Source organism: Pseudomonas sp. P5_B3, from assembly GCF_056400405.1.
The window spans coordinates 1-20,824 of record NZ_JBFULI010000041.1; the positions used below are offsets into that span (position 1 = coordinate 1).

A 20,824-nucleotide genomic window follows, 5' to 3' on the forward strand; every position below is an offset into this window, starting at 1 on the left:
TTTTGCGATGCTGGATAACTGATGACATGAACGGCCAACCGGCCTGACGACAACCCTGGGCTCTCACACGGCTGCAAGGCCGTTCCCCTAATTAGGGTCGTTGGGCATCGATTCTCATCGAGGCGCGGGGGCCACAACCCCAACTCAGACGCCGGATAGATGAAAGCAAGCCAAACACGACATCAACAACAGTATTGCAGAAAAGGGGGTAACCATAGATGTGGGAGCGGGCTTGCCCGCGAAGAGGCCCTTGAGAACACCTCAAAAACCAGCATTGCCCCCACGCCCAAACCGCTCCCGATACACCGACGGAGGCACGCCCACCACCGTGCGAAAGGCCACCCGGAAGCTTTCCACCGAGCGATAACCACAACGTTCGGCGATCTGCTCGGTGTTCTGGTCACTGCTTTCCAGCAGTTCGCGGGCGCGGCCCAGACGTTCGTGCTGCAACCAGGTTTTCGGTGACTGGCCGCTGGCTTCGGTGAAGCGGCGCAGGAAGGTGCGTTCGCTCATGGCGGCTTCGCTGGCCAGGTCGCGCACCTCCAGCGGCTCGTGCAAACGCTCACGTGCCCACTGCATGACGCGGGAAAGATCGCTGCGCGGTGTAGGGCTGACCGGCGTCGGAATGAATTGCGCCTGACCACCACTGCGTTGCGGCGACATGACCAGGCGTCGGGCCACGGAGTTGGCCACCTGCGTACCGAAATCCCGCGCCACCAGATGCAAGCAGGCATCGATGCCTGCCGCGCTGCCGGCGGAGGTTATCAATTGACCGGAATCGACATACAGCACGTCCGGGTCCACCAGGATGCCGGGAAACCGCTCGGCCAGTTCCGAGGTATAGCGCCAGTGCGTGGTCGCGCTGCGCCCGTCGAGCAAGCCGGTGGCGGCGAGGACGAAAACACCGGAGCAGATCGACAGTAACCGCGCGCCCCGCGCATGGGCCTGGCGTAGGGCGGCGACCAGTTGGGCGGGTACTGCAGCGCTGCGGTCGCGCCAGCCGGGGATGATGATGGTCCGTGCGTCGGCGAGCATTTCCATGCCGCCATCGGCCAGGACCTGGATGCCGCCCATGGCACGCATCGGGCCATGATCGACGGCGACGATACGATACTCGTACCACGGGAAATCGAATTCAGGGCGTGGCAGGCCGAAGATCTCCACGGCAATGCCGAACTCGAACGTGCAGAGGCCGTCGTAGGCCAGAATCGCAACCATTCCTGGGCTGGGGTGCATTTGGCGGAAAGTTCCCGGTGAGTGTCTTTTGCGCCACTGTAGCTGCAAGTGGCTGGCGGATAAAGTCTTCCTACACCCACCGATACCTTGGAGTACACAACATGACCAGTCTGGTACGCGAAATTCCCGCCGCTCCATCGGCCATCGCCCTGATGCATTTCAGCAACCGTCTGACGTTCGAAACCGATTGTTCCGACGTCCACGCCAGCCAGCAGGGCGGTGAAGTCGATTTCGTTCTGGTGGATGTTCGTGGCCCGCTGGCGTTCGAACGTGGGCATGTTCCGGGAGCGATCAACATTCCCGGTCGCTTGCTGACCGCCGAAGGTTTGGCGGGGTATCCGAAAAACAGCCTGTTTGTGGTCTATTGCGCCGGGCCTCATTGCAATGGCGCCAACAAGGCTGCAGTGAAACTGGCGGCCTTGGGTTATCCGGTCAAGGAAATGATCGGTGGCGTAACCGGGTGGCTGGATGAAGGGTTTGAGTTGGGTGTCGGGGTACAGCGGCAAGCCAGCAGCGTGGTCGGTTGCGAGTGTTGATGTAACCGTAAAAGATCGCAGGCTGCGCCAGCTCCTACATTGGATTGCGGTGCCTGTAGGAGCTGGCGCAGCCTGCGATCTTTTGATCTTTTTTATTCATTTACGGCCGCCCACCACTTATCCAGTGTCGCTTCCAACCACTTGGCCACTGCTGCGTAAGCCTCAGTCTCCTCCGAACCCCGTGGCAACGGCGACTCATCGCCAAAATGTGCATTGAGCAAGGCCACCGATTCGGCATTCCACTCTGGATGAAACTGCAACCCCAGCCGCGTCGGCCCGGCGCGGTACATCTGCTGTGCGCATAACGCGCTGCTGGCCAGCAGTTGCGCAGCAGGCGGCAGATCGATGGCGTCTTCGTGCCACTCCAGCACCTTCAGCGTTTGCCCATCGATAAAGCTCACGCGGGTCCATCCGGTTTCGGTCCGGTCCATCCGCCGTACATTCCCTCCGAGACCCAGTGCCAGCAACTGTGCCCCCAGGCATATCGCGAATACGGCCCCACCCAGACCCAGAGTGCCTGCGAGCCATTGCCGTTCGGCTTCCAGCCAGGCCGGACCGGCATTGGATTCATAAGGGCCGCCCAACAGGATCACGGGGTCGGCGCTGACGGGCGGCAATTGACCCAGGTCGGCGCGAAACACGTTCAGCGCCAGCCCTCGGGATTCGGCCCAGATGGCGATGGCTCCCGGGCCCTCGGCGCGGTGGTGCTGGATCAGGTTCAACGTGGGCATTACGCTAGTCTCGATGGGACGCAAGGGCACTCAATGTGCCGTAAAACATCCAGCATCGCCAGTCGGCTCATTCCGTCGGATGCAGCCGCAAACGCTGCAGGTTTGTGCTGAAAACGCGGCTTGTCTGACAGACTTTGCCCCGTCATGGCGCGTGCACCTCAATACCTCCATCCTGCCGCCACTTTTCTGTAAATATTTGTCGCCTCGGCGTAATTTGCCCTCCGGTAGCCACTCTAGACTGCCGGCCACTTCGGTTCCCGCTCACAAAGCGATAACCGAACGCTGCCAATCGAAGCTGCCAATAAAAGCCTCCGCGCACAGGAGTTATAAATGAAGAAGCTAGTGATGTTCGGTGCCCTGGCACTGTCGATGTTGTCCCTGACCGCCGTGGCTGATGACGCCAAGCCGATCCGCATCGGCATCGAAGCCGGCTACCCGCCATTCTCGATGAAAACCCCTGACGGCAAACTCGCCGGTTTCGACGTGGACATCGGCGACGCCCTGTGCGAGCAGATGAAGGTCAAGTGCACCTGGGTCGAGCAAGAGTTCGATGGCCTGATCCCGGCACTGAAGGTCAAGAAAATCGACGCCATCCTGTCGTCCATGACCATCACTGATGATCGCAAGAAGAACGTCGATTTCACCATCAAGTACTACCACACCCCGGCGCGTTTCGTGATGAAGGAAGGCAGCGACGTCAAGGACCCGCTGACCGAGCTCAAGGGCAAGAAAGTCGGTGTCCTGCGTGCCAGTACCCACGACCGCTTCGCCACTGAAGTATTGCAACCGGCAGGGATTGTCCTGGTGCGTTACGGCTCCCAGCAGGAAGCCAACCTGGACATGGTCTCCGGCCGCATTGACGCGTTGCTGGCCGACTCGGTCAACCTGGACGACGGTTTCCTGAAAACCGACGCCGGTAAAGGTTTTGCCTTTGTCGGCCCTGAGTACAACGATCCGAAATACTTCGGTGGCGGCGCCGGGATTGCCGTGCGCAAGGGTGATACCGCCCTGGCCGAGAAATTCAACACAGCGATCACCGACATCCGTGCCAACGGCAAGTACAAGCAAGTGCAGGACAAGTACTTCAAGTTTGACGTTTACGGCGAGTAAGCGAGCGGGTTGAAAAAGTGGCAACCGTTGGCGCGGTTGCCATTTTTTTTGTGCTTTCTTTCTATTGAAACGAGATACCTGTGGGAGCGAGCTTGCTCGCGATAGCGGTCGAACAGTCGACAATGATGGTGGCTGGTCTGGCCTTATCGCGAGCAAGCTCGCTCCCACAGGTGATCTCGCCGTTCCGACATCAGGAGTTCCCCCATGCAACGCATCGATCACATACTGCCCTGGAGCCACCTGGGCACCGAGCGCACCCTCAGCGTGTTTCGTTATGGCGCGGGTACGCGCAAGGTGTACATCCAGGCCAGCCTGCACGCCGACGAATTGCCGGGCATGCGCACGGCCTGGGAGTTGAAGAAGCGCCTGGCCGAACTTGAACAACAGGGACAATTGAACGGTGTGATCGAACTGGTGCCGGTGGCCAATCCCATTGGCCTCGATCAGCACTTGCAAGGCAGCCACATGGGGCGTTTCGAGCTCGGCAGCGGCAAGAACTTCAACCGCTCGTTCGTCGAACTCAGTGCGCCGGTGGCCGGGTTGGTCGGTGATCGCCTCGGCAGCGATGCCCAGGCCAACATCGCGCTGATTCGCCAGGCCATGGGCCAGGTCCTCGACGACTTGCCAGCCGCGACATCGCAGTTGGAGGCTATGCACCGCCTGTTGCTGCGCCATGCCTGCGACGCCGACATCACCCTCGACCTGCATTGCGATTTCGATGCGGCGATCCACCTCTACGCCTTGCCGCAGCACTGGCCACAATGGCAGTCCCTGGCGGCGCGTTTGAAGGCCGGCGTGGCGCTGTTGTGCGAAGACTCTGGCGGCAGCTCGTTCGACGAATCCTGTTCTGCGCCATGGTTGCGTCTGGCCAGGGCGTTCCCGACGGCGGCGATTCCACCGGCCAACCTGGCGACCACGCTGGAGCTGGGCAGCATGGGAGACACCCGCGTCGACCAGGCCCGGGCCAATTGCGAGGCCATTCTCGGGTTCCTCGCCGAGCAGGGTTTCATCTCCGGCACCTGGCCGGCGGCACCGGCCGAATGCTGTGAAGGCATGCCATTCGAAGGCACCCAATACCTGTTCGCTCCGCATCACGGTGTGGTGAGCTTCCTGCGTGAGGCCGGGGAATGGGTGGAAAAGGGCGATGCGCTGTTCGAGGTGGTCGACCCGTTGAACGACAAGGTCACCACCGTGCAGGCCGGCACCAGCGGCGTGCTGTTTGCCATCGACCGTGGGCGCTACACCCAGCCTGGCACTTGGCAGGCGAAAGTGGCGGGGCGCGAGCCGATTCGGGTGGGGAAGTTGATTAACGACTGAGCCAGGTACTTCGGTGTCTGTCCTGGCCTCATCGCGAGCAGGCTCRCTCCTACAGTGGAATGCATTTCATATGTAGGAGTGAGCCTGCTCGCGATGACGGCACCCGCCACGCTAGAGATGCCTCTGCCTACTGACCAGTGTTAGGCTCTTCCCCGAATCCTGCATTCCGTGAAGGAAGACCCATGTTGAAGATTCTCGCGCTGCTTACGCTCCTGGCATCTACTGTCGTCCACGCCCAAACCCCGCTGCAAACCGACTTGCCGCTCAAATACCTGGAACAGGCCAACGCCGATTCGAACCATCAACCCCTGGTGATTTTCCTCCACGGTTACGGCAGTAACGAGCAGGACCTGTTCGGCATCAAGGATGACTTGCCCGAGTCCTACACCTACCTGTCGGTACGAGCGCCGATTGTGATGCAGGAGGGCAGTTACCAGTGGTTTCGCAAGAAGGGTGAAGGGGCCTACAACGGCGAGACCGATGATCTGAAATCCAGCGGCCAGTTGCTGCTGGAATTCGTCGCACAGGCCACGAAGAAATATCACACCGAACCCGAGAAGGTGTTCCTGGTCGGCTTCAGCCAGGGCGCGATCATGTCCTACGAAGTGGGCCTGCGGTATCCCGAGGCGTTCGGTGGCATCGCTGCGTTGAGCGGGCGGATTCTGCCGGTGCTCAAGTCCGAGCTTGTGCCGGATGAAAAACGCCAGTCGCTGGCGATTTTCATCGGTCATGGCGAGCAGGACAAACGCCTTCCCTACAGCGACGGCACTGAAGCCAACAGCCTGCTGCAGAGCGTGTCGCTCGAGCCCGAGTTTCACGGCTATCCCGGTGTCGGCCACAACATCAGCGCCGACGAGATCCAGGATTTGAGCGCCTGGTTGCAGCGTCTCAACCCCTGAGCCTTATTTTGCGCTGACGATCTGTTTGATCAGGGTTTCGTGGGCCGCCATGTCGCCGGGACGGGAAATCACCTGGATCACCGCCATGCGGGTGCCGGATGCCGCCATCAGCGTGGTGGTGAGGGTCATGCCACCGCCTTGTGTGGCAGTGCCGTCGACCTGGCGCAGGCCCAGCCCGGTTTTCCGGGTCAGGCTTTTCTCGCTCAGTTTGTTGTAGTCGGGCAGGGACTTGTGTTGCGCCGAATCGAAGTCGGCCACGGTGCCGTCGAGGAACGCGCCGTCGTTGTCCTTGACACTGATGCTGTTGGGCAGGGTGTTTTCAGCGGCGATCACCACGGTCTTGGTGGTTTCATTGCTGTACAGGGTGCCGCTCGCACCCTCCGGGCTGGCCGGCAGCGGGTTGGCGATGAAACCCTTGGGCAGGTTGAAGGTGAACTTGCCGCCGAGCATCGAGACTTTCTGGGCGGGCGCATCGCTGGAAGCGGCCTTGGCGGCCTGCGCATTCAAAGCCCCCAGGCCGGTAGCGGCTGCCAGCAGCAGGACAAGGGCTTTTTTACTCAACAATGACATCGGAATCTCCAGGGATGGGCGCGCGGTGGGGCGCGATCATCCCATGGAGGTTGTGATGCATTCCAGCGTGCTCTACCGAGCGGTCACCTTGGCCGGGCACCCACCTATACTGAGGACATCCCGATGACCCGATGCAGCCTAGCGTTTGATGGCAGCGCCTTCAGTGTGTGTCGTCGGACCGGCCGGCCGCGCCAGCAGGCGTTTGGTCACACCCAGCATGGCCACCGACACCGCGATGCCCAGCACAAAAGCGTTCATTCCCATCGTCGGCAGGGCCAGCGCCAACACCAGGCAAAAGGCGGCGAACGAGTACATGCCGGTGGCGGTGGCGCGCAGCAACGCGGCGGTAAAGGCCGGGCCACGGGTTTGCTGGGAGAACACCGCCATCACGCTACCCAATACCGGGAACACCGCCAGCAGGCCGCTCCAGCGGTCGCCGATAGTGCTGGCCAGCAGGGTCACGACTAGCGTGAGCAATGCACCGGCCAGCATGCGCAGCAGGAGCTTGTCGGATTTCGGCGCCGGGCCATTGAGCACCGGTTGCACGGCGGGGAACAGGTACGGTGCGGCGAGCAGCGCGGTGGCGGCGGCGCACACCGAAAACACCAGGGATGCCGGGATCAGCGACAGGGCAATCGCCACCAGCGCCCAGACCGACAGCGAGATCAGCAACGCCAGCGGCCACCCGGCCCGTTGCGCGATCTGGGCGTAGGTCACGCAAAACGCAATCATCGCGAACATCGCCGACAGCGCAGCGGTGGCCGATTGCGCAGCGAACGCCTCGCCTTGTTCAAGGGCGAGGAACAACAGAATCGGCCCGACCACCACCGGCAACCCCGACAACCAACCGGCCACGCTCGGCCCCCAGCGTTTGCCAGCCAGGGAAATCAGTAGCAGAAAGCCTGGAATCACCAGCAGTTTAAGGATCAACACGCGCACGTCTCCGACCTGTGTGAGGTGGCAACGGTAACATTGCATCGGGTAGATTGCTTTATGTGTATGTAAATTTTGTATACAAAATTCAAGCCTTTGGAAATTGTGCGAAAGGTCTTTTGCGCATACGTTTTTTGGGCATCCCGCAATGAGGCCAACCCGCCATGAACCGTCAACGATCACCGCTGCGCCATAGTCTGTGGCTGCTGGTTTTGCTGAGCTGCCAGGCCCTGGCCAATTGGCAGGATTCGCTGCCTGGTGCGCAAATCCTCGGCAGCGGCGAGTTTCGCAAGTACGGCTTCGATGTCTACAGCGCACGGCTCTGGAGTACTTCGCGGCCCCTGGCGAGCGATCAGCCGTTCGCCCTGGAGCTGATCTACCAGCGCAGCATTTCCCGTGATGACCTGGTGAATGCCAGCGTCAGGGAAATCAAGCGACTCGCCGGCACTTCGGTCAGTGCTGAGCAACTGGCGTCCTGGCAGGCGCAGATGCAGCAGTCGTTCGTCGATGTGCAGGCCGGCACGCGGCTGACCGGGGTGTATCTGCCGGGGCAGGGCGCGCGGTTTTTTCTCGGTCAGCAGTTACTGCGTGAAGTGAAGGACCTGCAATTCGCCCAGGCGTTTTTTGCCATCTGGCTCGATCCGCGTACCAATAACCCAGAGTTGCGTCAGCAGTTGCTGGGCGCGGCCCCGTAGACTTTGCGTTTTGCCGGACCTGGCCCGAGGTTTGTGGTGATCAGTGGGGCGAACAGTTGGTTGATTCTGCAGTTTCTGGGGTGACAGATCGGGCCTCATCGTCGGAACGCCGCCCGGAGCAAGCTCGCTCCCACAGTAAACTTTCTGTGGCCACAAATCCCCTGTGGGAGCGAGCTTGCTCGCGATGAACGATAACGCGGTCCAACTGAAAAAACGCAGGCAAAAAAGAACCCGGTGCGACTTGCATCGCACCGGGTGTTTTTCCAGGCGGTCACGGATCTTCGTGGGTCCCCGCGCCGTCTGTTGAACGCTGTTGGCTTACGTCCGCTCGAGCGCCAGCGCCACGCCCTGACCACCACCGATACACAGGGTGGCGAGGCCTTTCTTGGCGTCACGCTTGAGCATTTCATGCAGCAGGGTCACCAGCACGCGGCAACCCGAGGCCCCGATCGGGTGACCGAGCGCAATGGCGCCGCCGTTGACGTTGACCTTGTTCAAGTCCCATTCCAGGTCCTTGGCCACCGCCAGGGATTGCGCGGCGAAGGCTTCGTTGGCCTCAACCAGCTCAAGCTGGTTGATGTTCCAGCCGGCCTTGTCCAGGCAGCGGCGGGTGGCCGACACCGGGCCGATGCCCATGATCGCCGGATCGACGMCTGCGTTGGCGTAGGCGGCGATTTTCGCCAGTACCGGCAGGCCGAGGGCTTTGGCCTTTTCGGCGCTCATCAGGATCACGGCCGCGGCACCGTCGTTCAGCGACGAAGCGTTACCGGCGGTCACCGAACCGTCCTTCTTGAAGGCTGGCTTGAGCTTGCCCAGGGATTCGGCGGTGGTGCCGGCCCGTGGCTGCTCGTCGGTGGCGAAGGACAGCGGATCGCCCTTGCGCTGCGGGATCAGGATCGGGGTGATTTCATCGACGAAGCGCCCGGCCTCGATAGCGGCCACGGCTTTCTGCTGCGAGGCAGCGGCGAACGCGTCCTGCTGCTCGCGGCTCAGGCTGTACTTCTCGGCCAGGTTCTCGGCAGTGATGCCCATGTGGTAATCGTTGAATGCATCCCACAGGCCATCGCTGATCATGGTGTCGACGATTTGCCCGTTACCCATGCGCAGGCCGGTGCGGGCACCGGGCATGACGTAGTTGGCCAGGCTCATGTTTTCCTGACCGCCAGCAATGATCACTTCGGCATCGCCGCAGCGAATCGCCTGAGCACCCAGGTGCAAGGCCTTGAGGCCCGAACCGCAGACCTTGTTCAGGGTCATGGCCGGCACGGCGAAGGGCAGGCCGGCCTTGATCGCGGCCTGGCGCGCAGGGTTTTGCCCGGCGCCGGCGGTCAGCACCTGGCCCATGATCACTTCATCGACTTGCGCAGGATCCAGTCCGGTTTGCGCCAGCAACTGGCGGATCACCGCAGCGCCCAGGTCAACCGCGGACACATTGGCCAGGGATCCCTGGAAGCTGCCGATCGCGGTGCGCGTGGCGGCAACAATGACGACTTCTTGCATGGAATGATTCCTCACTGGGCAGCGAACTGCATTTCCGGAACGTGGTCCGGCACGATCAGTTTACCGGCAGTCTTGGCAACGATCTCTTCGACGCTGACACCCGGTGCGCGCTCTTTCAAAATGAACGCGCCGTTTTCGATTTCCAGGTAAGCCAGGTCAGTCAGTACGCGCTTGATACACCCGGCGCCGGTCAGCGGCAGGCTGCATTTGGACAACAGCTTGGACTCACCATCCTTGGAGGCGTGGGTCATGATGACGATGATGTTGTCTGCGCCGGCAACCAGGTCCATGGCGCCGCCCATGCCCTTGACCAGTTTGCCGGGGATCATCCACGAAGCGATGTTGCCTTCGACGTCCACTTCGAACGCGCCCAATACGGTCAGGTCGACATGGCCACCGCGGATCATCGCGAAGGACTCGGCCGAGGAAAAGATCGAAGCACCGATACGGGCGGTCACGGTCTGCTTGCCGGCGTTGATCATGTCGGCATCGATGGTGTCTTCAGTAGGAAACGGACCCATGCCCAGCAGGCCGTTTTCCGATTGCAGCATGACTTCCATGCCTTCGGGGATGTAGTTGGCGACCAGGGTCGGAATGCCGATGCCCAGGTTCACGTAGAAGCCGTCCTGCATTTCGCGGGCGACGCGTTGAGCCATTTGTTCGCGGGAAAGTGCCATTGTCGTTATTCCTTCATTCGGTCCGGGGGCAGGGGATCACTTACGCACGGTGCGCTGTTCGATGCGCTTCTCGAACGTGCCGCAGATGATCCGGTCGACGTAGATGCCAGGGGTGTGGATCTGCGCCGGGTCCAGCTCGCCGGGTTCGACGATTTCTTCGACTTCGACCACGGTGATCTTGCCGGCAGTGGCGGCCAGCGGGTTGAAGTTCTGGGCCGTGTGGCGATAGATCACGTTACCGAAATGGTCGGCTTTCCAGCCTTTGACGATGGCGAAGTCGCCGGTGATGGATTCTTCCATCAGGTACTTGCGGCCATGGAATTCGCGGACTTCCTTGCCATCGGCGACAGGCGTGCCAACGCCGGTAGCGGTGAAGAAGGCCGGAATGCCGGCACCGCCTGCGCGCATTTTTTCAGCGAGGGTGCCTTGCGGGGTCAGGATGACTTCGATTTCGCCTTTGAGCAGTTGCTCTTCGAACAGCTTGTTTTCGCCGACGTAGGACGCCACCACTTTGCTGATCTGGCGGTCGGTCAGCAGTACGCCGAGGCCGAAACCGTCGACGCCGCAGTTGTTGGAAACCACGGTGAGGTCGCGAGTACCTTTGCGCTTGATCTCGTTGATCAGGTTTTCCGGGATGCCGCACAGGCCGAAGCCGCCAGCGATCACGGTCATGCCGTCTTCAAGACCTGCCAGGGCTTCCTCGTAGGAACTCACGCGCTTGTCGAAACCTGCCATATGCACCTCTTTTATTCTTTGTGGGCGGCTGGCTAGCCGAATGGGAGGGAGTGTCTCGCTGCAAGATTCATTTGTTAAGTTGTTTTTTAGAGCGGATTGATTGATAAAGCTCAATAATGTGCTGCCCCGTCCTTTTCAGCTTAGAACCTGTAGCTTACAACTGGAGCATTGCCCCATGACCGTCAAGCAGATCCGCGCCTTTCTGGCGGTGGCCCAGAGCCTGAGCTTTGCCGTGGCCTGCGAGCGCCTGCACTTGTCGCAATCGGCCCTGAGCCTGACCATCAAGGCGCTGGAGGAAGGCCTGGGCGGGCGCTTGTTCACCCGCAACACGCGTAACGTGGCACTCACCGCCGAAGGCGAATCCCTGCTGCCGCTCGCGCGCCGGTTGATCGCCGACTGGGACAATGTCGAGGATGAAATGCGCCAACGCTTCACCCTGCAGCGCGGTCGCGTGACCCTGGCGGCGATGCCATCGTTCGCCGGCAACCTGCTGCCGCCGATCCTCAAGACGTTCCGCGCCCGTTATCCGAACGTCAACGTGACGGTCAATGACGTGATCAACGAGCAGGTGCTGGAAATGGTCCGTGACCGCCAGGTTGAACTGGGGGTGGCGTTCGAGCCGACCATGAGTTCGTCGCTGCAATTCACGCCGTTGTACATCGACCGATTCGTTGCAGTGGTGCCCCGGGATTCGACACTGGCCGAACTCGATGACATCGACTGGCAAACCCTGCTCAAGGAACCGTTCATTACCTTGCAGCGACCGTCCACGGTGCGGGTCATGCTTGAAGAGCATTTGCAGGCCCGGGGCATGAAACTGCCGGTGGAGTTTGAAAGCCATCAACTGGCGACGGTCGGGCGCATGGTTGCCAGTGGCCTGGGCGTGAGCGCGGTGCCGGCCTTGTGTGCCGGGCAGATGCGTGAGCTGGGCGCGCGTTGCATTACCTTGCGCGATCCGGTGGTGGAGCGGGCGCTTGGGGTGTTGACGTTGCCCGGGGGAGAGCTGTCGGCGGCGGCGCAGGCGTTGTTTGATGTGCTCAAAGAGGAAAACCTTGGGCAACGAGTTGCCATGAGCTGATCACAATCCTCTGTACTGATCACAGTCCCTGTGGGAGCGGGCTTGCCCGCGATAGGGCCGGCACATCCAGCATATTTATCGACAGATCCACCGCCATCGCGGGCAAGCCCGCTCCCACAGGGATGGTGTTTTCTTCAGGGGGCAAAGCGTTCGGCCAGCAATGGCAACAACCGCTCGCACGCCCCCTCGATCTTCAAATCCAGCATCTCATCCGCCCGGGTCTTGCCCAGGTTGATCGCGATCAACGGCTTGCCCTGATCCGCCACCGCCCGGCACAAACGAAATGCCGAATAGGCCATCAACGAAGACCCGAGTACCAACAACCCGGCAGCCTGTTCAACGGCTGCCATCGCCTTGGCCGCCGTGGCCTGCGCGACGTTCTCGCCAAAGAACACCACATCCGGCTTCATCCGTTCCCCGGCGCAATGCGGGCAGCGGGGGACCTGGAAGCGTGCCTCGAAGGCCGGGTCGAGCAAGGTGTCGCCGTCCGGCGCCTGTACCGCGTCGACACCGGCCAGGTACGGGTTCTGTGTTTCCATCAGGTGCTGGATCGAATCGCGCTCGCTGCGCCGACCGCAATCCAGGCACAAAACCCGGTGCAGACTGCCGTGGAGCTCGATCACGTCATGGCTGCCGGCCTGGTCGTGCAAGGTGTCGACGTTCTGGGTGATCAACCCGCTGATCTGCCCCATGCCTTGCAAACGGGCCAGGGTGTCGTGGGCCACGTTCGGCTGCGCCAGATGCACCCGTGGCCAGCCGAGCATCGCCCGCGCCCAATAGCGTCGCCGGGACTCCGGGGCCGAGAGAAATTCCTGATACATCATCGGCTGCCTGCCACGCCGCACGCCCTGGTTGTCGCGATAATCCGGAATGCCCGATGGCGTGCTGATACCGGCCCCGGTCAGCACGGCAAACGGCGCGTCGGCCATGAGCTGATGGAGGCGATCGAGCTGTTCATGGATCCGGCGGTCAAGCATGTCGGGAAACCTGTAGGAGTGAGCCTGCTCGCGATGGAGTGTCAGTCGACATCAATATAGCTGACACACCCTCATCGGAACGCCGCCCGGAGCAAGCTCGCTCCTACAGATGGCGGCGGGGACTATTTACGCGCCTCCAGTATCAGGTTGAACGGCGTTTCCGTGGCGCGGCGAAAACGGGTGAATCCAGCCTCGCTGAACACCTTGCGCAACCGTGCTTCACCGGCCTGGGCGCCGAGGCCGAGGCCGACTTCCTGGGACAGCGAGTTGGGCGTGCAGATGAAGGTCGAGGCCGCGTAGAACAGGCGTCCGACCGGGTTGACGTTGTCGTCGAGCAGATCGTTGGCGTAGGGCTCGACCAGCAACACGGTGCCGTCGTCCTTCAATGACTCATAGGCATGTTTGGCCGCACCCACCGGGTCGCCCATGTCGTGCAGGCAGTCGAAGTAGCAGATCAGGTCATAGTCACTGCCGGGGTAGCTTTTGGCCGTGCCCTGGAAGAACCGGGCACGACCGGACACACCGCCTTCTTCGGCGCGTTGGGTGGCGACGGTAACGGAGGGCGCGTGGTAGTCGAAACCGACGAAGCGCGAATCAGGAAAGGCCTGGGCCATGATCACCGTGGAGGCGCCATGGCCGCAGCCGATGTCCGCCACTTTGGCCCCGGCTTCCAGTTTGGCCACCACACCGTCGAGGGCCGGCAACCATTCGGCGACCAAATGGGCTTTGTAGCCGGGGCGGAAGAAGCGTTCGGTGCCGCTGAACATGCACGGATGGTGATCGCCCCAGGGCAGGGCACCGTTGCCGCGCATGGCGTTGACCAGCTTGTCCTTGTCGTGGAAAAACGACGCGACCACGCTGATCCCGCCCGCCACATAGACCGGTGAGTCTTCGTTTGCCAAAGCCATGGCTTGCTCTTCGGGCAGGCGGAACTGGCCGTCATGGTGTTCCATGTAGCCGGAGGCGGCGTGGGCGCTGAGCCATTCGCGCAGCAGGCGGGTGTTGCAGCCGGTTTTCCCGGCAAGGGTTTCGGGGGTGATCGGCTGGCAGTCGGCCATCGCCCGGTACAGGCCGAGCTCTTCGCCGAGGATGACGTTGGCGAGCATCGCCGCGCCGCCCATGTCATTTACCAGTTTGCCCATGAAATCGTTGAGTCTGGCCTCGTCCATCATCTGTGCTCCTTCAACAGGATCACGGTCCAGGGGCAGTGTCTGGCGAGGTGTTCGCCGCTGGGCGGTGGTCGTGGGAATGTGCAGGGCACCAAGCGGGTCCTGTGTGCGTTGAGTCTAGTTCGGGCCTTGTACTGCGGGGTCTGGCGCGACGAAAGCCCCTTGTGGCTGGATTTTCTGTTTCGACACCGAACCCTGTGGGAGCGGGCTTGCCCGCGATGAGGCCGGCAGATCCAACATCTTTGGTGACCGGCACACCGCCATCGCGGGCAAGCCCGCTCCCACAGTATTCAGCGGTGGCCGTCGGTATCGCATGTATCTCACTGTATCTCACCCGCCTTTCGATACAGTCCCGCGCAACTTCAGGCTCCAGCCGAACACAGTCCCGATACACCCCTTCGATTAACTGTGTCTCAAGGCGGGCACCTGCCCGCAATCCTGGACACGCGCGAGATCGACACCATGCAGACATCCATTGCCCCCGTAGCCAGGGCCAGCGCAGGGCTTGGCCTGCGTCGCGGTTTGCTCAAAGAACTGCAAGCGGCCCCGGCCGGACATTTCGACTTTCTGGAAGTCGCGCCGGAGAACTGGATCGGCATCGGCGGTGCCCATGGTGCGGCGCTGCGGGCGCTGGCCGAGCGTTATCCGTTGTCCTGTCACGGCCTGTCCCTGTCCCTGGGCGGGCCGTCGCCGCTGGACGTCGGGTTTTTGCAGGAAGTCCGGGGTTTTCTCGATCACTACAACGTGCCGCTGTACAGCGAACATTTGAGCTATTGCAGCGATGACGGCCACCTGTACGACCTGTTGCCGCTGCCGTTTACCGAAGAGGCGGTGCACCACGTCGCCGCGCGTATTCGTCAGGCCCAGGACATCCTTGGCCGGCGTCTGGCGGTGGAAAACGTCTCCTACTACGCCGCGCCCCAACAGGACATGGACGAGGTGACGTTCACCAATGCGGTGTTGCGCGAGGCTGATTGCGACCTGCTGCTGGACGTCAACAATGTCTACGTCAACTCGATCAACCACGGTTTCGATCCGCAGGCGTTTCTCGCGGGCATCGATGCGGGCCGGGTGGTGGCGATGCATATCGCCGGGCATTTCGACGAGTCCGATACCTTGAAAATCGACACCCATGGCGCTTCGGTGAAGCCGGCGGTGTGGTCGTTGCTGGCCCAGGCCTACGCCCGGTTCGGTGCTCGGCCAACCTTGCTGGAGCGCGATTTCAATTTTCCGGCATTCGCCGAACTGGTGGCGGAGTTGCAGACCATTCGCCACCTGCAACAGGAGGTTTGAACCGTGGATAAACAATCGTTGCATCACCAGCAAAGCGCCATGGGCCGGTACCTGCGTGATCCCGGGCATTTCTCGCCACCGGCCGAAATGGACCCTGCCCGGGCGCAGGTGTATTGCGACCTGGTGTTTGCCAATCTGTCGTCATTGCTCAGTGGCACCTTTCCGGTATTGCTGAAAATTTTGGGCGATGAGCACTGGCGTTCACTGGTGCGGATTTTTTTGCGGGACTATCGCGCCCGCACGCCGAAGTTTGGCGAGATCGCCCAGGAGTTTGTCGAATTTCTCGCGACTGAGCCTCAAGCGTTGAGCGATGGGCCGTGGCCACCGTTCATGGTGGAGCTGGCGCATTACGAGTGGGTGGAAATGGCCTTGCAACAGTCCGACGCCGAGCCTCTGGTTGCCGGTGATGCTGCGTTGCTGCTGGAGCGGCCGTTGCAGGTGTCGGCGCTGGCCTGGCCGTTGGCGTATGCCTGGCCGGTGCAACAGGTGGGGCCGGATCATCAGCCGGACGCTTTGCCTGATCAGCCGACATTGCTGCTGGTGCGGCGAGCGGAGGACTGGAGTGTGAGGTTTTCCGAACTGAGTCCGTTGGCGTGGCGGTTGTTGCAGAGAATTGACGAGTTTCCCGAAGTGACCGGGCGTGAACAGTTGCAAGGATTGGCGGTCGAGGCGGGGCAGGTTGGTTCATCGGAGTTTTTCGAGGGTGGTCTGAGGTTGTTGCGGCAGATGCATGGGGAAGGGGTTGTCGGGGTTGTTTGATCTTCTTTGACCTTGGCGGCCTTCAGGCCGACCAGGTTCTTGGCAGACTGGGTACATATCCGTTGCTGCGTTAACGGCGGCTGGCGATTTCGCCCTGACGGCGCCCTGATAGCAGCCCAATCTCTTGCAGGTATACCCGGATCAATTGTAGGAGCGAGCTTGCTCGCGAGACGGCCTGCCAGCCGGTCGAAATCTTGCTGATGTACTTAGTACCTGTGAGCGAGCTTGGTCCGGGCGGTGTTCCGACGATAGCGGCCTGCCAGCCGACCATTCTATACAGCTGCTCTGGCATTCCTCGCTCCGAACCGAAAATGTCTACACCGGCAATCTCAACTCCGCACACAACCCGCCACCCTCACGATTGCTCAAGGTCAACGACCCTCCAATCGCGACCGCCAATTGCTGGGCGATCGCCAGCCCCAGCCCGGTGCCGCCGGTGCTGCGGTTGCGGGAATTTTCCACGCGATAGAACGGTTCCATCACTTGCTTGAGTTCTTCTTCAGCGATGCCCGGACCGCGGTCGAGGATCTTGATCGACAGGTTGCCATCGGCCTGTTTTTCCACTTGCAACTCGGCAGCACCGGCAAACTTCAATGCGTTGTCCGTGAGGTTGACCAGCACCCGGCGCAAGGCGTGGGGGCGGGTGTCGATGATGGTGGCGCTTTTGCCTTCGAGCTGCACGTCCTTGCCCATGTCCTGGTAGTCGAACACCAGGCTGTCGAGGAACGAGTCGAGATCGGTGCGGCGGCTTTCTTCGGTGGCACCGTGGATGCTGCGGGCGTAGGCGACGCCTTCGCGGACCAGGTGTTCCATCTCGCCCAGGTCGTTCAACAGTTTGTCTTTTTCGCTAGAGTCGTCCATGAACTCGGCGCGCAGTTTCATGCGGGTGATCGGGGTTTGCAGGTCGTGGGAGATCGCCGCGAGCAACTGCATGCGTTCCTTCAGATAGGCCGCGATGCGTGCCTGCATCGAGTTGAAGGCCTTGGCGGCGTGGGCGACTTCGGTCGGGCCTTTTTCGTCCAGGAGTACTGGGTGTGCGTTGGGGTCCAGGGTTTCGACGGCACCGGCGAGGCGGGTGAGGGGGCGGATGGCGATCCTGACCGCCAGCCAGGAACAGGCAAGCATCAGCGCCAGTTGCCCGAGCAGCACGATGGGCAGCCAGGGCGACAACGGGACCATCGCCGGGCGGACGTCGATGGTCAGCGGGCTGCCATCGGCGAGTTTCAGGTGCACTTGAAAGTGTTTGCTCGGGCCGGGGATGTCGGTAAAGGTCATCGGGTAGTCATGGCCGATGGCGTCCTTGATCGAGGCGATGGCAATGGGCGCATCGGGCATGTCGGTGCGTATGGGCGTGCCCGGCGAACCCTCATTGAGCATGTAACTGTAATTGCGCCGTTCCAGTTGTTTGAGCCAAGCGGCTCGCTCATCGGCGGGCAAGCGGTCGAGAATGGCAACGGAGGTGGATACGTCGGTTTCCAGGTTGCCGAGCATGGTGTTTTTCGAGGACTCGTAGCGCTCGTAATACTGCGCGCCAAAGGACAACGCCTGGGCGAGGATCAGGCCGATCAGGAAAATCAGCGACAGCCGCGAGGCCAGGGACCGCGGCCAATGCAGCGCCTGCGTCATGATTGATCGCCCAGGATTTCCACCGGCAGGGAAAACACATAGCCTTCGCTGCGCACGGTCTTGATGTAGGCCGGTTCGCGGGCGTCGTCGAGCAGGCGCTGGCGCAGGCGACTGACCAGCAGATCGATGGAGCGGTCGAACAGGTCGGCGTCGCGGCCTTGGGTCAGGTTCAGCAACTGATCACGGTTGAGCACTCGTTGCGGATGGTCGAGAAACACCCGCAGCAATCGATATTCGGCACCGCTCAGGGCGACCATGGTGCCGTCTTCGTCGAGCAGGTGACGGGCCGAGGTGTCCAGGCGCCATCGCCCAAAGGCCAGCAGGCGGCCGGCTTCGGTCACCACCAGGTTCGGCGGCAGCATGCGGGTGCGCCGCAGCACCGCGTTGATCCGCGCCAGCAGTTCACGGGCGGCGAATGGCTTGACCAGGTAGTCGTCGGCGCCCATTTCCAGGCCGAGGATGCGATCGGTTTCATCGTTGCGGGCGGTGAGCATCAGCACCGGCGTGGCCTTGTGTTTGCCGGCGCGCAATTCGCGGCAGAGCAACAGGCCATCGTCCCCCGGCATCATGATGTCGAGCACGATCAGGTCCACCGGGGTGGTTTCCAGAAAGGCGCGCATCTGCCGTCCATCCGCCACGACCGTGGTGCGCAGGCCGTTCTTCTTCAGGTAGTTGCCTACCAGCTCGCGGATTTCGCGGTCATCGTCAACGATGAGGATGTGATCAACGTGATCCATTGGGCCAAACCTCTGATAAATGGGGAATGCCACACAGTCTATCGAGCCTGGGCGGGCTCGCCTGCCGCCCTTTGTATTGCAGTGTATCTGGCTTGCCTGAGGATACACACGAAGGCAAAAAAGCCGATTTTCAGCGGTTTTGTATGGCTCTGTATCTGCGCCCGGTTCTGATACGCAGCGATTGATTCACGCCGATTCCCGACACAGACGAGATACCTCGCAAGCTTTTAATAGGTTCCATCGAGGCAAACCAGACCGCCTCGGATCAACCAACGATCGACCTGTTGAAACCCTGAGGAACTCGCCATGAACACCAAGGCCATCTACGCCGCCTGCCTGTTTGCCGCCCTGAACATCTGCACCCTGTCGGCCCGTGCCGAAGCCGATGTCGCTCCGAAAACCTACACCTACGGCACCCAACTTGACATCAGGAAAGTGGTGTCGCTGACCGAAGACGCTACGCCTTCCTGCGGGGTGGTAAATGCGCGGCTGACCTACCTCGACGCTCAGTCGAAATCCCAGGTGCTGGATTACCGAAAATTCGCCGACAACTGCAACTCGCAAAACTGAGTGTTGCGACCAACGATCGCCCAAACCATTTGAAACAGGAAGGACATCATGAACAACGTTTCCCGCTTTTTGACCGCCATCGCCTTTTCCGTCGCCGGCGCGGCAGCCCATGCCAACGCCGCTGTCGAGCAAAGCACCTGCGCCAGCAACACCTGCTTCCAACTCACGCCGGTGGCAGAGAAGGGCACCCATGGCTTCCTTGCGCAGGACGGCTCCAGCCGTACGCCGCAAGGGCAGATGCTCGCCGAGAACGGTGCCAGCCGCACGCCTCAGGGGCAGTTGCTGGATGAGCAGACGGCTTGAGAACACCCCCCAATCCACTGTGGGAGCGAGCTTGCTCGCGATGGCGATGGTTCAGTCAACGATGTGTCGCCTGACCGGACGCTATCGCGAGCAGGCTCGCTCCTACAGTGGTGATGTGTCGCCCTCTAACCTGAATTAGGTGATCCCATGTTACTCATCGCTTTCCTGGGCGGCATATTGACCGTCCTCAGCCCGTGCATCCTGCCGGTCGTGCCATTCCTGTTTGCCGGGGCCGACCGCACACGCTCCTCGATCCTGCTTACCCTCGGCGGCATGGTCCTGACCTTTGCCCTGGTCTCCAGCCTGGCCGTGGTCAGCAGTGAGTGGGTGATTCAGGCCAGCAACACCGGCCGCCACGTAGCGCTGGTGGTGATGGTGCTGTTCGCCCTGTCGCTGATTTCCGCGCGGGTCGGCGACTGGCTGGCCCGTCCCTTCGTGTTGCTGGGTAATCGCATCGACCCGAACTCGCGCAAAATGTCCGGTCCGCTGGCTTCGATCATGATCGGTGTCGCTACCGGGCTGCTCTGGGCACCGTGCGCCGGGCCGATCCTCGGGGTGATTCTGACCAGCGCCATGCTGCAGGGCGCGAACGCCGGCACCAGTCTGTTGTTGGTGGCCTATGGTGCCGGCAGTGCGCTGTCCCTGGGCACCCTGATCTTTGCCGGTCGCGGCCTGGTCAATCGCTTGAAACCGTCGATTCCGGTTACGGGCTGGTTGCGCCGAGGCGCCGGGGTTGCGGTGCTGGCCGGAGCAGCGGTGATTGCAACAGGGGCCAACGACCTGTTGCTGGCCAACACTTCATCGGAAGGTGTCAGCGGCGTAGAGAAAGGTGTGCTGGAAACCGTGCCGAAAGTCGTCGATTACCTGGTCAGCAAGGTCAAGGCCGACAGCACCATGGACAACGCCCAAGGCGTCATGCCGTCGCTGTCCGGTGCGGTGGACTGGCTCAACTCGCCCGCACTGACCAACGAAGCCCTGAAAGGCAAAGTGGTGCTGGTGGACTTCTGGACCTTCGACTGCATCAACTGCAGGCACACCCTGCCGTACGTGAAGGACTGGGCGAAGAAATACGAAAAGGACGGACTGGTGGTGATCGGCGTGCACACACCCGAATACGGCTTTGAACGCATCATCGACAACGTCAGGGCCAAGGTGAAGGAATACGGCATCACCTACCCGGTGGCGATCGACAACAACTACGCGATCTGGCGCAACTTCGACAACCAGTACTGGCCGGCGCACTACCTGATCGATGCCAAGGGGCAGGTGCGTTACACCCACTTCGGTGAAGGCAGCTACGACACGCAGGAGAAGATGATTCAGCAGTTGCTGGAGGAGGCCAAGGCCGGCGCTCCAGCGGCGTAATCCGCTTG

The 20,824-nt window shown here is 61.5% G+C and carries 22 protein-coding genes; 11 read left to right on the forward strand and 11 right to left on the reverse strand.

Annotation, left to right across the window (positions count from 1 at the left end; all coding sequences use genetic code 11):
* Positions 1-261 precede the first annotated feature (261 nt).
* Positions 262-1,236 (reverse strand): transcriptional regulator FtrA, encoded by a 975-nt coding sequence (gene ftrA, locus AC1DRN_RS21570; protein WP_457266138.1) that lies wholly within the window; start codon positions 1,234-1,236, stop codon positions 262-264.
* Positions 1,237-1,337: 101 nt separating this feature from the next.
* Here ftrA and AC1DRN_RS21575 point away from each other — a divergent pair, with 101 nt between their 5' ends.
* On the forward strand, positions 1,338-1,772 hold the full coding sequence (locus AC1DRN_RS21575) for a rhodanese-like domain-containing protein (RefSeq protein WP_223463049.1): 435 nt from the start codon (positions 1,338-1,340) through the stop codon (positions 1,770-1,772).
* A 92-nt stretch (positions 1,773-1,864) separates the two neighbouring features.
* Here the strand turns inward: AC1DRN_RS21575 and AC1DRN_RS21580 are convergent, their stop codons facing one another.
* On the reverse strand, positions 1,865-2,503 hold the full coding sequence (locus tag AC1DRN_RS21580) for a type 1 glutamine amidotransferase (protein ID WP_457266139.1): 639 nt from the start codon (positions 2,501-2,503) through the stop codon (positions 1,865-1,867).
* 330 nt (positions 2,504-2,833) lie between these two features.
* Here AC1DRN_RS21580 and AC1DRN_RS21585 point away from each other — a divergent pair, with 330 nt between their 5' ends.
* The 3 genes from AC1DRN_RS21585 to AC1DRN_RS21595 all read left to right on the forward strand — a co-directional run bounded on the left by AC1DRN_RS21585 (position 2,834) and on the right by AC1DRN_RS21595 (position 5,829).
* Positions 2,834-3,613, forward strand: a complete 780-nt coding sequence (locus tag AC1DRN_RS21585) for an ABC transporter substrate-binding protein (RefSeq protein WP_223463047.1) — start codon at positions 2,834-2,836, stop codon at positions 3,611-3,613.
* Positions 3,614-3,817: 204 nt separating this feature from the next.
* A complete protein-coding gene (locus AC1DRN_RS21590) occupies positions 3,818-4,930 on the forward strand; it encodes a succinylglutamate desuccinylase/aspartoacylase family protein (protein WP_223463046.1) in 1,113 nt (370 codons plus the stop codon).
* 182 nt (positions 4,931-5,112) lie between these two features.
* Complete coding sequence (locus AC1DRN_RS21595; RefSeq protein WP_223463045.1) at positions 5,113-5,829, forward strand: alpha/beta hydrolase; 717 nt, start codon at positions 5,113-5,115, stop codon at positions 5,827-5,829.
* 3 nt (positions 5,830-5,832) lie between these two features.
* On the opposite strand, the gene AC1DRN_RS21600 is transcribed toward AC1DRN_RS21595, so the two are convergent.
* Both AC1DRN_RS21600 and AC1DRN_RS21605 read right to left on the reverse strand, forming a co-directional pair.
* Positions 5,833-6,399, reverse strand: a complete 567-nt coding sequence (locus AC1DRN_RS21600; RefSeq protein WP_223463044.1) for a DcrB/PsbP domain-containing protein — start codon at positions 6,397-6,399, stop codon at positions 5,833-5,835.
* A 138-nt stretch (positions 6,400-6,537) separates the two neighbouring features.
* Positions 6,538-7,332 carry a hypothetical protein gene (locus AC1DRN_RS21605; protein ID WP_223463043.1) on the reverse strand — a complete coding sequence of 265 codons (795 nt, stop codon included), beginning with the start codon at positions 7,330-7,332 and terminating at the stop codon, positions 6,538-6,540.
* Between the two features lie 164 nt (positions 7,333-7,496).
* On the opposite strand from AC1DRN_RS21605, the gene AC1DRN_RS21610 reads away from it, so the two are divergent.
* Positions 7,497-8,027: a chalcone isomerase family protein gene (locus AC1DRN_RS21610; RefSeq protein ID WP_223463042.1), complete on the forward strand. Its 531-nt coding sequence runs from the start codon at positions 7,497-7,499 to the stop codon at positions 8,025-8,027.
* Positions 8,028-8,345: 318 nt separating this feature from the next.
* Here the strand turns inward: AC1DRN_RS21610 and AC1DRN_RS21615 are convergent, their stop codons facing one another.
* From AC1DRN_RS21615 to AC1DRN_RS21625, 3 genes are read right to left on the reverse strand one after another with little or no spacing between them, the layout of a single operon-like run.
* Positions 8,346-9,527, reverse strand: coding sequence for an acetyl-CoA C-acetyltransferase (locus AC1DRN_RS21615; RefSeq protein WP_477786795.1), 1,182 nt, complete (start codon positions 9,525-9,527; stop codon positions 8,346-8,348).
* A gap of 11 nt (positions 9,528-9,538) precedes the next feature.
* Complete coding sequence (locus tag AC1DRN_RS21620; protein ID WP_074875601.1) at positions 9,539-10,204, reverse strand: CoA transferase subunit B; 666 nt, start codon at positions 10,202-10,204, stop codon at positions 9,539-9,541.
* A 36-nt stretch (positions 10,205-10,240) separates the two neighbouring features.
* Positions 10,241-10,939: a CoA transferase subunit A gene (locus AC1DRN_RS21625; RefSeq protein WP_008063052.1), complete on the reverse strand. Its 699-nt coding sequence runs from the start codon at positions 10,937-10,939 to the stop codon at positions 10,241-10,243.
* 175 nt (positions 10,940-11,114) lie between these two features.
* Between AC1DRN_RS21625 and AC1DRN_RS21630 the strand changes: the two genes are divergently transcribed.
* The gene (locus tag AC1DRN_RS21630; protein ID WP_223463040.1) at positions 11,115-12,017 is read left to right on the forward strand and encodes a LysR family transcriptional regulator; all 903 of its coding nucleotides are present in this window, start codon (positions 11,115-11,117) and stop codon (positions 12,015-12,017) included.
* Positions 12,018-12,151: 134 nt separating this feature from the next.
* Here the strand turns inward: AC1DRN_RS21630 and AC1DRN_RS21635 are convergent, their stop codons facing one another.
* Together AC1DRN_RS21635 and AC1DRN_RS21640 are read right to left on the reverse strand one after the other, a co-directional pair.
* Complete coding sequence (locus tag AC1DRN_RS21635) at positions 12,152-12,994, reverse strand: NAD-dependent protein deacetylase (protein WP_223463039.1); 843 nt, start codon at positions 12,992-12,994, stop codon at positions 12,152-12,154.
* Between the two features lie 122 nt (positions 12,995-13,116).
* On the reverse strand, positions 13,117-14,163 hold the full coding sequence (locus AC1DRN_RS21640) for a class I SAM-dependent methyltransferase (protein ID WP_223463038.1): 1,047 nt from the start codon (positions 14,161-14,163) through the stop codon (positions 13,117-13,119).
* Positions 14,164-14,625: 462 nt separating this feature from the next.
* On the opposite strand from AC1DRN_RS21640, the gene AC1DRN_RS21645 reads away from it, so the two are divergent.
* Together AC1DRN_RS21645 and AC1DRN_RS21650 are read left to right on the forward strand one after the other, a co-directional pair.
* On the forward strand, positions 14,626-15,456 hold the full coding sequence (locus AC1DRN_RS21645; RefSeq protein WP_223463037.1) for an HvfB family MNIO-type RiPP peptide maturase: 831 nt from the start codon (positions 14,626-14,628) through the stop codon (positions 15,454-15,456).
* A 3-nt stretch (positions 15,457-15,459) separates the two neighbouring features.
* A complete protein-coding gene (locus tag AC1DRN_RS21650; protein WP_223463036.1) occupies positions 15,460-16,215 on the forward strand; it encodes an HvfC family RiPP maturation protein in 756 nt (251 codons plus the stop codon).
* A gap of 315 nt (positions 16,216-16,530) precedes the next feature.
* Here AC1DRN_RS21650 and AC1DRN_RS21655 read toward each other — a convergent pair whose 3' ends face one another.
* A complete protein-coding gene (locus AC1DRN_RS21655) occupies positions 16,531-17,841 on the reverse strand; it encodes an ATP-binding protein (protein ID WP_223463035.1) in 1,311 nt (436 codons plus the stop codon).
* Positions 17,838-18,578 carry a response regulator gene (locus tag AC1DRN_RS21660; RefSeq protein WP_223463034.1) on the reverse strand — a complete coding sequence of 247 codons (741 nt, stop codon included), beginning with the start codon at positions 18,576-18,578 and terminating at the stop codon, positions 17,838-17,840. Before AC1DRN_RS21660 ends, AC1DRN_RS21655 begins: the two co-directional genes overlap by 4 nt.
* A 306-nt stretch (positions 18,579-18,884) precedes the next feature.
* Here AC1DRN_RS21660 and AC1DRN_RS21665 point away from each other — a divergent pair, with 306 nt between their 5' ends.
* From AC1DRN_RS21665 to AC1DRN_RS21675, 3 genes are all read left to right on the forward strand, one after another.
* On the forward strand, positions 18,885-19,148 hold the full coding sequence (locus tag AC1DRN_RS21665; RefSeq protein WP_223463033.1) for a DUF2790 domain-containing protein: 264 nt from the start codon (positions 18,885-18,887) through the stop codon (positions 19,146-19,148).
* A gap of 48 nt (positions 19,149-19,196) precedes the next feature.
* A complete protein-coding gene (locus AC1DRN_RS21670; protein ID WP_223463032.1) occupies positions 19,197-19,451 on the forward strand; it encodes a hypothetical protein in 255 nt (84 codons plus the stop codon).
* Between the two features lie 147 nt (positions 19,452-19,598).
* Complete coding sequence (locus tag AC1DRN_RS21675; protein ID WP_223463031.1) at positions 19,599-20,816, forward strand: cytochrome c biogenesis protein DipZ; 1,218 nt, start codon at positions 19,599-19,601, stop codon at positions 20,814-20,816.
* Positions 20,817-20,824 lie beyond the last annotated feature (8 nt).

What these genes read in the sequence shown, in the direction of transcription:
- AC1DRN_RS21600 (WP_223463044.1), bottom strand. Translation starts at nt 6,399, where the DNA reads ATGTCATTGTTGAGTAAAAAAGCCCTTGTCCTGCTGCTGGCAGCCGCT.
- AC1DRN_RS21655 (WP_223463035.1), bottom strand. Translation starts at nt 17,841, where the DNA reads ATGACGCAGGCGCTGCATTGGCCGCGGTCCCTGGCCTCGCGGCTGTCG.
- AC1DRN_RS21670 (WP_223463032.1), top strand. Translation starts at nt 19,197, where the DNA reads ATGAACAACGTTTCCCGCTTTTTGACCGCCATCGCCTTTTCCGTCGCC.
- AC1DRN_RS21625 (WP_008063052.1), bottom strand. Translation starts at nt 10,939, where the DNA reads ATGGCAGGTTTCGACAAGCGCGTGAGTTCCTACGAGGAAGCCCTGGCA.
- AC1DRN_RS21665 (WP_223463033.1), top strand. Translation starts at nt 18,885, where the DNA reads ATGAACACCAAGGCCATCTACGCCGCCTGCCTGTTTGCCGCCCTGAAC.
- AC1DRN_RS21580 (WP_457266139.1), bottom strand. Translation starts at nt 2,503, where the DNA reads ATGCCCACGTTGAACCTGATCCAGCACCACCGCGCCGAGGGCCCGGGA.
- AC1DRN_RS21595 (WP_223463045.1), top strand. Translation starts at nt 5,113, where the DNA reads ATGTTGAAGATTCTCGCGCTGCTTACGCTCCTGGCATCTACTGTCGTC.
- AC1DRN_RS21640 (WP_223463038.1), bottom strand. Translation starts at nt 14,163, where the DNA reads ATGGACGAGGCCAGACTCAACGATTTCATGGGCAAACTGGTAAATGAC.
- AC1DRN_RS21590 (WP_223463046.1), top strand. Translation starts at nt 3,818, where the DNA reads ATGCAACGCATCGATCACATACTGCCCTGGAGCCACCTGGGCACCGAG.
- AC1DRN_RS21620 (WP_074875601.1), bottom strand. Translation starts at nt 10,204, where the DNA reads ATGGCACTTTCCCGCGAACAAATGGCTCAACGCGTCGCCCGCGAAATG.
- AC1DRN_RS21645 (WP_223463037.1), top strand. Translation starts at nt 14,626, where the DNA reads ATGCAGACATCCATTGCCCCCGTAGCCAGGGCCAGCGCAGGGCTTGGC.
- AC1DRN_RS21675 (WP_223463031.1), top strand. Translation starts at nt 19,599, where the DNA reads ATGTTACTCATCGCTTTCCTGGGCGGCATATTGACCGTCCTCAGCCCG.
- AC1DRN_RS21660 (WP_223463034.1), bottom strand. Translation starts at nt 18,578, where the DNA reads ATGGATCACGTTGATCACATCCTCATCGTTGACGATGACCGCGAAATC.
- AC1DRN_RS21610 (WP_223463042.1), top strand. Translation starts at nt 7,497, where the DNA reads ATGAACCGTCAACGATCACCGCTGCGCCATAGTCTGTGGCTGCTGGTT.
- AC1DRN_RS21585 (WP_223463047.1), top strand. Translation starts at nt 2,834, where the DNA reads ATGAAGAAGCTAGTGATGTTCGGTGCCCTGGCACTGTCGATGTTGTCC.
- ftrA (WP_457266138.1), bottom strand. Translation starts at nt 1,236, where the DNA reads ATGCACCCCAGCCCAGGAATGGTTGCGATTCTGGCCTACGACGGCCTC.
- AC1DRN_RS21635 (WP_223463039.1), bottom strand. Translation starts at nt 12,994, where the DNA reads ATGCTTGACCGCCGGATCCATGAACAGCTCGATCGCCTCCATCAGCTC.
- AC1DRN_RS21575 (WP_223463049.1), top strand. Translation starts at nt 1,338, where the DNA reads ATGACCAGTCTGGTACGCGAAATTCCCGCCGCTCCATCGGCCATCGCC.
- AC1DRN_RS21630 (WP_223463040.1), top strand. Translation starts at nt 11,115, where the DNA reads ATGACCGTCAAGCAGATCCGCGCCTTTCTGGCGGTGGCCCAGAGCCTG.